General features: G+C 63.0%; 8 protein-coding genes. 2 read left to right on the top strand and 6 right to left on the bottom strand.

All coding sequences use genetic code 11. From position 1 onward, the window contains the following. Positions 1-147 precede the first annotated feature (147 nt). Positions 148-1,296 carry an acyl-CoA dehydrogenase family protein gene (locus tag KL786_RS08860; protein ID WP_215517348.1) on the top strand — a complete coding sequence of 383 codons (1,149 nt, stop codon included), beginning with the start codon at positions 148-150 and terminating at the stop codon, positions 1,294-1,296. A 63-nt stretch (positions 1,297-1,359) separates the two neighbouring features. Here the strand turns inward: KL786_RS08860 and KL786_RS08855 are convergent, their stop codons facing one another. Both KL786_RS08855 and fnr read right to left on the bottom strand, forming a co-directional pair. After that, positions 1,360-1,908, bottom strand: a complete 549-nt coding sequence (locus tag KL786_RS08855) for an adenine phosphoribosyltransferase (RefSeq protein WP_032863448.1) — start codon at positions 1,906-1,908, stop codon at positions 1,360-1,362. Positions 1,909-1,998: 90 nt separating this feature from the next. Then, positions 1,999-2,733 (bottom strand): fumarate/nitrate reduction transcriptional regulator Fnr, encoded by a 735-nt coding sequence (gene fnr / locus KL786_RS08850; protein WP_032863348.1) that lies wholly within the window; start codon positions 2,731-2,733, stop codon positions 1,999-2,001. 154 nt (positions 2,734-2,887) lie between these two features. On the opposite strand from fnr, the gene KL786_RS08845 reads away from it, so the two are divergent. Next, complete coding sequence (locus tag KL786_RS08845; protein WP_215517347.1) at positions 2,888-3,358, top strand: hypothetical protein; 471 nt, start codon at positions 2,888-2,890, stop codon at positions 3,356-3,358. Between the two features lie 6 nt (positions 3,359-3,364). On the opposite strand, the gene hemN is transcribed toward KL786_RS08845, so the two are convergent. From hemN to KL786_RS08825, 4 genes are all read right to left on the bottom strand, one after another. Further along, on the bottom strand, positions 3,365-4,747 hold the full coding sequence (gene hemN / locus KL786_RS08840) for an oxygen-independent coproporphyrinogen III oxidase (RefSeq protein WP_215517346.1): 1,383 nt from the start codon (positions 4,745-4,747) through the stop codon (positions 3,365-3,367). 102 nt (positions 4,748-4,849) lie between these two features. Beyond that, the gene (locus KL786_RS08835) at positions 4,850-5,533 is read right to left on the bottom strand and encodes a sulfite exporter TauE/SafE family protein (protein WP_215517345.1); all 684 of its coding nucleotides are present in this window, start codon (positions 5,531-5,533) and stop codon (positions 4,850-4,852) included. Next, positions 5,526-5,753 carry a cbb3-type cytochrome oxidase assembly protein CcoS gene (gene ccoS, locus KL786_RS08830; protein ID WP_032863344.1) on the bottom strand — a complete coding sequence of 76 codons (228 nt, stop codon included), beginning with the start codon at positions 5,751-5,753 and terminating at the stop codon, positions 5,526-5,528. The genes KL786_RS08835 and ccoS overlap by 8 nt, the downstream gene beginning before the upstream one ends. Positions 5,754-5,775: 22 nt before the next feature. Then, entirely contained in the window at positions 5,776-8,226 is a 2,451-nt protein-coding gene (locus tag KL786_RS08825; protein ID WP_215517344.1) for a heavy metal translocating P-type ATPase, read from the bottom strand. Positions 8,227-8,339 lie beyond the last annotated feature (113 nt).

Genomic DNA, 8,339 nt, shown 5'->3' with positions numbered 1-8,339 from the left:
TCATGTGAACACCCCAAGAAATTGGATTGGTGTCCAACTTCTTGGGGGCAGTCCAGGGGGATTTTTGGTGTGGTCGAAAATTTTGTTTGGCTTGATAACCAAGCAAGCGCTTGGTAAGTTCGCTCCACCTCTCCGTGGAGCTTGCCGATGTCTGCCTATCAGGAATACTTCGATCCCAGCCACCAATTGGTCCGCGACAGCGTGCGCCGTTTTGTCGAGCGCGAGATGTTGCCAGGCATCGAGCAATGGGAGGAGGCCGAGCACTTCCCTCGTGAGTTGTACCTCAAGGCCGGCGCGGCGGGGATTCTCGGGATCGGCTACCCCGAAGTGCTGGGCGGTAGCCACGAAGGCGATCTGTTCGCCAAGGTCGCCGCCAGCGAAGAGTTGATGCGCTGTGGCTCCGGCGGCGTGGTGGCCGGGCTGGGCTCGCTGGATATCGGCCTGCCGCCCATCGTCAAATGGGCGCGTCCCGAAGTGCGCGAGCGCGTGGCGCCACAAGTCTTGTCCGGCGAGAAGATCATGGCCCTGGCCGTCACCGAGCCCGGTGGCGGTTCCGATGTCGCCAACCTGCAAACCCGTGCCGTGCGTGATGGCGATTGTTATCGGGTCAGTGGCAGCAAAACCTTTATCACCAGTGGCGTGCGTGCCGACTATTACACCGTCGCCGTGCGTACTGGTGGGCCGGGGTTTGCCGGCATCAGTCTGCTGTTGATCGAGAAGGACACGCCTGGCTTCACCGTTGGTCAGCCGCTGAAGAAGATGGGCTGGTGGGCGTCGGACACGGCTGAGTTGTTCTTCGATGATTGCCAGGTGCCGGTAGGCAATCTGATTGGCGCCGAAAACATGGGTTTTGCCTGCATCATGGGCAACTTCCAGAGCGAGCGCCTGGCGTTGGCATTGATGGCCAATATGACCGCGCAGATGGCCTTGGAGGAGAGCTTGAAGTGGGCCGCCCAGCGCGAGGCCTTTGGCAAGCCGATCGGCAAGCTCCAGGTGCTCAAGCATCGCCTGGCGGAGATGGCCACGGCGGTCGAGGTTTCCCGGGAGTTCACTTATCGCCAGGCGGCGAAGATGGCGGCTGGCAAGAGTGTGATCAAGGAGATTTCCATGGCCAAGAATCTTGCCACGGACACCGCCGACCGCGTGACGTATGACGCGGTGCAGATTCTTGGAGGGCTGGGTTATATGCGCGGCAGTCTGGTGGAGCGGCTGTACCGGGACAATCGGATCTTGTCGATTGGTGGCGGCACTCGGGAGGTGATGAACGAGATCATCAGTAAGCAGATGGGGTTGTGATTGATGGTGTTCTAAGGGGCCTTATCGCGAGCAAGTCGAAGAGGCCCGCCAAGACACCGCAAATCAGCGCTCAGTCAACCCAAACTGCGTCAAACAAAACGTCGGAACCCCCATATCCTCCAACCGCTGCGAGCCACCCAGTTCCGGCAGGTCAATAATCGCCGCCGCCTCAAAAATCCGCGCACCCATGCGCCGTGCCAGGTTGGCCGCAGCAATCAAGGTGCCACCTGTGGCAATCAGATCATCGAACATCAACACCGAATCCCCTTCACACAGGCTGTCGGCGTGCACCTCAAGAAAGGCTTCGCCGTATTCGGTCTGGTAGCCCTCGGACAGCACGTCAGCCGGCAGCTTGCCTTGCTTGCGGAACAGGATCAGCGGCTTGTTCAGTTGGTAGGCGATGATCGAGCCGATCAGAAAACCACGGGCATCCATCGCGCCGATGTGCGTGAACTCGGCTTCGACGTAGCGATGGATAAAGGTGTCGGCCACCAGGCGCATGGCCTTGGGCGATTGGAACAGCGGCGTGATATCACGAAAGATCACCCCAGGCTTGGGGAAGTCGATGACGGGGCGAATCAGGGATTTGATGTCGAATGAGTCGAAGGCCATCATCGGGAGTCCTGGGGGCAAAGACTCGCCAGTATACCTGCGGCCCGGCCGGTTGGCTTGGCCGCAAGTGTCGCATCCCTTGTACGGCGATCAGCCGTCGAGGGAGCCGCCGGCCAGTGCACACAGCTGGATCGGGTCGAGGATGTGGACTTCCTTGCCCTCGGCGGCGATCAGTTCGTTTTGCTGGAAGCGGGTGAACACCCGGGACACGGTTTCCACCGCCAGGCCCAGGTAATTGCCGATTTCGTTGCGCGACATGCTCAGGCGGAACTGGTTGGCCGAAAAGCCACGGGCGCGGAAACGCGCGGACAAGTTGACCAGGAATGTGGCAATCCGTTCGTCGGCGGTTTTCTTCGACAACAGCAGCATCATTTGCTGGTCGTCGCGGATTTCCCGGCTCATCACGCGCATCAATTGGCGGCGCAACTGCGGCAATTGCAGGGCCAGCTCATCCAGGCGCTCGAATGGAATCTCGCACACCGACGTGGTTTCCAGGGCCTGGGCCGACACCGGGTGAATCTCGGTGTCCATGCCCGACAGGCCAACCAGCTCGCTGGGCAGGTGGAAGCCGGTGATCTGCTCTTCGCCGCTATCGCTCAGGCTGAAGGTCTTCAAGGCGCCCGAGCGTACTGCATAGACGGAATCGAACTTGTCGCCCTGGCGAAACAGAAATTCGCCTTTCTTCAGGGGGCGACCACGTTTAACGATTTCGTCCAGCGCATCCATGTCTTCCAGATTCAGCGAAAGTGGCAAGCAGAGGGGCGCCAGGCTGCAATCCTTGCAGTGAGCCTGGCTATGAGCGCGCAGTTTAACTGGCTCGGACATTTCTTAAATCCTTGTGGGAAAACACACATAAGCCGTAAGGGTACCGCACTGAGGGACTATCAGGCCAGCCTGTACAAAAAACCGTCAGGGGTATAAAGAATTCTGCACAGCGGCCGATGGACTGCTATCGACCAAGAGCTTGGAGGCTCAAGATATGCTTTCCATCGACGGCAATCTCCCGTCCCGCACTACGGTGCCGACTCTGCTTGAGCCGAAAAAAAACAGCACCGTCAGCGAGGCGGGCGAGACCGCAGCGCTGGGTGAAACCAAGCCTGCCGAAGGCGTGAGCGTGACCTTTTCCGGCGCTTCGCTGAAGGCAGCCAACGCCGAGAAAGCAGCCAACAACGATATCGAAGAAAGTGGCCTGGACGAGAACGTGCAGAAGCTGCTGAAAATGATTCGTCAGTTGAAGCAGCAAATCGCGGAAAAGATGGCTGAGATGACGGCGATCATGGCCGACAAGCGCCTGAGCCCCGACCAGGCCCAGGCGAAACTGGGCGGCGTGCAATCGGCATTGGGCGGCCTGCAAGCTGCGTTGACCGCTGCCTATGCGTCCTTGAACGAAGCGATGAAGAACTTGAGTGCCGAGGACGCGGTGAAGGCGGCCTCGTTGATCGCCAAGTAACCCGTTTCAGATCACCCGTGAGAATCGTTGCCTGTTCTGCTGTTGCAGATAGGCATCGAACACCATGCACACCGAGCGCACCAACAGGCGCCCGGCGGGCAGTACACGAATCCCCTCGGCGTCGAGTGCGATCAGGCCATCGTTGGCCATCACTTGCAGTTGCGGCCAGACTTCGGCGAAGTAACCGCGAAAATCCACGGTGAATGCCTGCTCGATGTGCTCGAAGTCCAGGCGCAAGTTGCAGATCAATTGCTGGATCACTTCCCGACGCAGGCGGTCATCGGCTGTGCAGAGCAGGCCGCGACTGGTGGCCAGTTGTGCGCCGGCCAAGGCGTTCTGGTAGTGATTCAGGTCGCTGCTGTTCTGGCAGTACAAATCCCCAATCTGACTGATGGCCGAGACTCCCAGCCCGATCAAATCGCAATGGCCGTGGGTGGTGTAGCCCTGGAAATTGCGCTGCAGGGTCGATTCTTCCTGGGCGATGGCCAGTTCATCGTCGGGCAGGGCGAAATGGTCCATGCCGATATAGTTGTAGCCGGCTGCGGTCAGTTGCTCGATGGTGTTGTGCAGCATCTGCAACTTGTCGGCAGGGGCCGGCAGGTCGTCGCTGTTGATCCGCCGTTGGGGTAGGAAGCGTTCCGGCAGATGGGCGTAGTTGAACACTGACAGGCGATCAGGCTGCAGGTTGATGACCTCGGCCACGGTGTGGGCGAAATGCTCTGGTGTCTGCTTGGGCAGGCCGTAGATCAAGTCGATATTGATCGAACGAAACTGCAGGGTGCGCGCCGCATCAATCACCGCGCGGGTCTCTTCCAGGCTTTGCAGGCGATTGACGGCGCGCTGCACTTCGGGATCGAGGTCCTGCACGCCGATACTTACGCGATTGAAGCCCAGTTCGCGCAGCAGGCCCATGGTGGCCCAGTCGGCCTCCCGGGGGTCGATCTCGATGCCGTAGTCGCCGGAATCGTCATCCTGCAAGTTGAAGTGGCGACGCAGTTGGGCCATCAGTTGGCGCAGTTCGTCGTGGCTGAGAAAGGTCGGTGTGCCGCCACCCAGGTGCAGTTGCTGAACTTGCTGGTTGGGGTCCAGGTGGCAGGCCACCAGTTGGATTTCCTGTTCCAGGCGTTGCAGGTAGGCCTGGGCGCGGCCGCGGTCCTTGGTGATGACTTTGTTGCAGGCGCAGTAGTAGCAAATATTCGCGCAGAACGGTACGTGCACATACAGCGACAGCGGGCGCACGGCCTTGCGGCTGTCGCGCAGGGCGTGCAGCAGGTCGAAGGTGCCGACCTGGCTATTGAACTGCGCGGCGGTGGGGTAGGAGGTATAGCGCGGCCCCGCCAGGTCGTAGCGATGAATCAGATCAGTGTCCCAACGAATGGCGTCGAGCATGCGGGCGTTCCCCGGAATGGCTAGTGGGCCGAGTCTAGGGGCATGGCTGGGCGGTCATCTTGATTTGTATCAACGGGGAGCGGCGCTATGCCACATGGCCTTTTAGTGGCCCATCAGCCAGTGCTGGTGTGGGCCAGGCAGTGTCCAGATGCCGAACAGGATGACCAGCAGGCCGCCGGCCATGCGCACACTGCGCTTGCGCAAGAGCGCGGTGATGCGTTCGGCAGCGAGCCCGGTGGCCAGCAATACCGGCCAGGTGCCGAGGCCGAAAGCCAGCATCAACAGCCCGCTATCCAGTGCGTTGCCCTGGCTGGCCGCCCAGAGCAGCGTGCTGTAGACCAACCCGCACGGCAACCAGCCCCAGAGCGCGCCCAGCAGCAAGGCGCGGGGCAGGCTCGACACTGGCAGCAACCGGCTGGCAACCGGCTGGATATGGCGCCACAGGCCGCGCCCGAGGCTTTCGATGCGGGTCAGGCCGCTCCACCAGCCGGCCAGGTACAGGCCCATGCTGATCAACAGCAGGCCGGCGAGGATGCGCATGAACATCGCCGCCGGGCTGTTGGCCACGGCCCAGCCGGCCAGACCAATCAGCACGCCGGCGGTGGCGTAGCTGAGGATACGCCCCAGGTTGTAGGCCAGCAGCAGGCGAAAGCGCCGGCTGCGCTGCTCCACAGGGATCGCCAGGGTCAGCGCGCCCATCAGGCCGCCGCACATGCCCAGGCAATGACCGCCGCCCAACAGGCCGAGGATCAGTGCGGAAACCAGCAGCGGCGCTAGCTCAAGCATGGGGTGGCGCCGGTTCGTCAGGCTTGCTCGGTGGCTGCGGATGGCTGCTGGCTTCGTCGACGGCGGCCAGGTGCTTGGGGTCCTGGTCATCGAACAGCACGCTGTGGGCCGGCCCGTCGAGGTCGTCATACTGGCCGCTGTCCACCGCCCAGAAGAAGATGTAGATGGCGATGGCGACGATCAGCAGTGCCGCTGGAATCATTACGTAAAGAGCTGGCATCGCTACTCCATGCCCGTGCGGCTCAAGCCGGCAGCGGACGGGGCTGAGGGGTGGCGCTCGCGGCGCTGGCGCGCGGCAGGCGAGTCAGGCGCAGGGCGTTGAGCACCACAGTCAACGAACTGAGGGACATGCCGATCGCCGCCCAGATCGGCGTGATCCAGCCAAGGGCGGCGAACGGCAACATCAGGCCATTGTATAGCCCGGCCCACAGCAGGTTTTCAATGATTACGCGGCGCGTGCGCCGTGCCAGGCTGAAGGCTTGGACCAGGGCATCGAGGCGGTTGGACAGCAGCACCGCATCGGCGCTGGTTTTCGCCAGGTCAGTGGCCGAGCCCATGGCCACGCTGATATCGGCGGCGGCCAGTACCGGCACATCGTTGACCCCGTCGCCGAGCATCAACACCTTGCGGCCTTCCTTGTGCAACTGTTGCAGCACTTGCAGCTTGTCATCCGGGCGCAGGCCGCCACGGGCTTCGTCGATGCCCAGCTCGGCGGCGACGCTGGCGACCATCGGTGAGCTATCCCCCGACAGCAGCAAGGTACGCCAGCCCCGCGCCTTGCACGCGGCCAGCAGCGCCGGTGCATCACTGCGCAGGCGATCATCGAGGACAAACCAGGCCAGGGCGCCGCCGGTGTCGCCCAGTAGCAGCCATTGGCCGGCGTCTTGCGGCGAGTCGGGAATTGCACAGCCGCTCAGTTCGCAGACAAAGGCCGGCTGGCCGATACGCAGCAGGCGTTCGCCGACCCGGCCTTCCAAGCCCAGGCCAGGCGTGCTCAGGACCTCATCGGCGGCCATCGGCGCACGGCCGAAGGCCCGGGCAATCGGGTGCTCGGAGCGGTTTTCGAGGGCGGCGGCCAAGGCCAGGGCGAGGTCGCTGCTCATGCTGCCCAGCGGCCGAATGGCGCGCAGGGCCAGGCGGCCTTCGGTCAGGGTGCCGGTCTTGTCGAAAATCACCGTGTCGATCTGGTTCAAACCTTCCAGCACATGGCCGCGGGTCAGCAACAGGCCGAGTTTGTGCAGGGTGCCAGTGGCGGCAGTCAGCGCGGTGGGGGTCGCCAGGGACAGGGCACACGGGCAAGTCGCCACCAGCATCGCCAGGACAATCCAGAATGCCCGTGACGAATCCAGTTCCCACCACAGCAGGCCGATCACGGCGGCAGCGATCAATGAGCACAGGAGGAACCATTGCGCAGCGCGGTCGGCGATTTCGGCCAGGCGTGGCTTTTCTGCCTGGGCCCGCTCCAGCAGGCGCACGATGGCCGACAGGCGGGTGTCGTGGCCCAGGGCGCGCACCTCCACGGTCAACGCGCCTTCGACGTTGAGGGTGCCGGCAGTGACGCTATCGCCGGCCTGTCGCGGTTGTGGCAGATATTCGCCGGTAAGCAGCGACTCATCGATGCTCGACTGGCCGTCCAGGATCACGCCATCTGCCGGCAGGATCGCGCCTGGATGCACCAGCACCCGGTCGCCCAGGGCCAGTTCGGTGAGCAGGATGCGTTCGCTATGGCCATCGCTTTTCAGGCGCAGGCACGAGGCCGGCAGCAGGTTGACCAACTGGGCGGTGGCCGCAGCGGTGCGCTCGCGGGCCCGGCGCTCCAGGTAGCGTCCGGCCAGCAGGAACAGGGCGAACATGCCCACGGCATCGAAATACAGCTCGCCGACCCCGGTGATGGCGGTCCAGATCCCCGCCAGGTAAGCGCCGCCGATGGCCAGCGAAACCGAGACATCCATGGTCAGGTGGCGGGTGCGCAGGTCACGCATGGCGCCCTTGAAAAACGGTGCGCAGCTGTAGAACACGATTGGTGTCGTCAGAAACAGCGCGACCCAGCGCAGGATCACGTGCAGCTCGGGGCTGAGATCGATATTGAATTCCGGCCAGGTGGCCATCGTCGCCATCATCGCCTGGAACCACAACAGGCCGGCAACGCCGAGTTGGCGCAGGGCCAGGCGGTTTTCGCTGGCCAACTGTTCAGCGGCTCGGTCGGCCTGATAAGGGTGGGCGGCGTAACCGATCTGGCGCAGCTCGCTGAGCATTTGGCTCAACGGCAATTGCGCGTCGGCCCAGCGTACATGCAGGCGATGGTTGGACAGGTTCAGCCGCGCCTCGGCCACGGCCGGCAGGCTACGCAGATGTTTCTCGATCAGCCAGCCACAGGCGGCGCAGCTGATGCCTTCCATCAACAGGGTGGCTTCGGCCAGGTCGCCGTCGTGGCGCACGAAAGGTTTTTGCACATCGGCGCGGTCGTATAGCGCCAGTTCGTCGACCAACTGCACGGGCAAGGCTTCCGGGTTGGCCGAGGCCTCGCTGCGGTGTTGGTAATAAGTCTCCAGGCCGCCTGCGACAATCGCCTCGGCCACCGCCTGGCAACCCGGGCAGCAGAGCTCGCGGGGCTCGCCGAGGATCACCGCGGTGAAGCGGCTGCCGGGCGGGACGGGGAGGGCGCAGTGGTAGCAGGGGATTGGGGTGGTCATGGCTTTGGATCTGTGTGGGCGGGGAGGGCCTCATCGCGGGCAAGTCGCACCGCCGCTCCCACAGGAGAATGTAGTCCAAATGTGGGAGCCGGCTTGCCGGCGATGCGCGAAGC

Source organism: Pseudomonas sp. TAE6080 (assembly GCF_018732265.1).
GTDB classification, from domain to species: Bacteria; Pseudomonadota; Gammaproteobacteria; order Pseudomonadales; family Pseudomonadaceae; genus Aquipseudomonas; species Aquipseudomonas brenneri.
This window is presented reverse-complemented; position numbering and strand designations above follow the sequence as displayed.

Excerpts from the sequence above, each read along its gene's own strand:
- ccoS (WP_032863344.1), bottom strand. The coding sequence starts at position 5,753 with ATGCCAGCTCTTTACGTAATGATTCCAGCGGCACTGCTGATCGTCGCC.
- KL786_RS08845 (WP_215517347.1), top strand. The coding sequence starts at position 2,888 with ATGCTTTCCATCGACGGCAATCTCCCGTCCCGCACTACGGTGCCGACT.
- KL786_RS08825 (WP_215517344.1), bottom strand. The coding sequence starts at position 8,226 with ATGACCACCCCAATCCCCTGCTACCACTGCGCCCTCCCCGTCCCGCCC.
- KL786_RS08835 (WP_215517345.1), bottom strand. The coding sequence starts at position 5,533 with ATGCTTGAGCTAGCGCCGCTGCTGGTTTCCGCACTGATCCTCGGCCTG.
- fnr (WP_032863348.1), bottom strand. The coding sequence starts at position 2,733 with ATGTCCGAGCCAGTTAAACTGCGCGCTCATAGCCAGGCTCACTGCAAG.
- hemN (WP_215517346.1), bottom strand. The coding sequence starts at position 4,747 with ATGCTCGACGCCATTCGTTGGGACACTGATCTGATTCATCGCTACGAC.
- KL786_RS08855 (WP_032863448.1), bottom strand. The coding sequence starts at position 1,908 with ATGGCCTTCGACTCATTCGACATCAAATCCCTGATTCGCCCCGTCATC.
- KL786_RS08860 (WP_215517348.1), top strand. The coding sequence starts at position 148 with ATGTCTGCCTATCAGGAATACTTCGATCCCAGCCACCAATTGGTCCGC.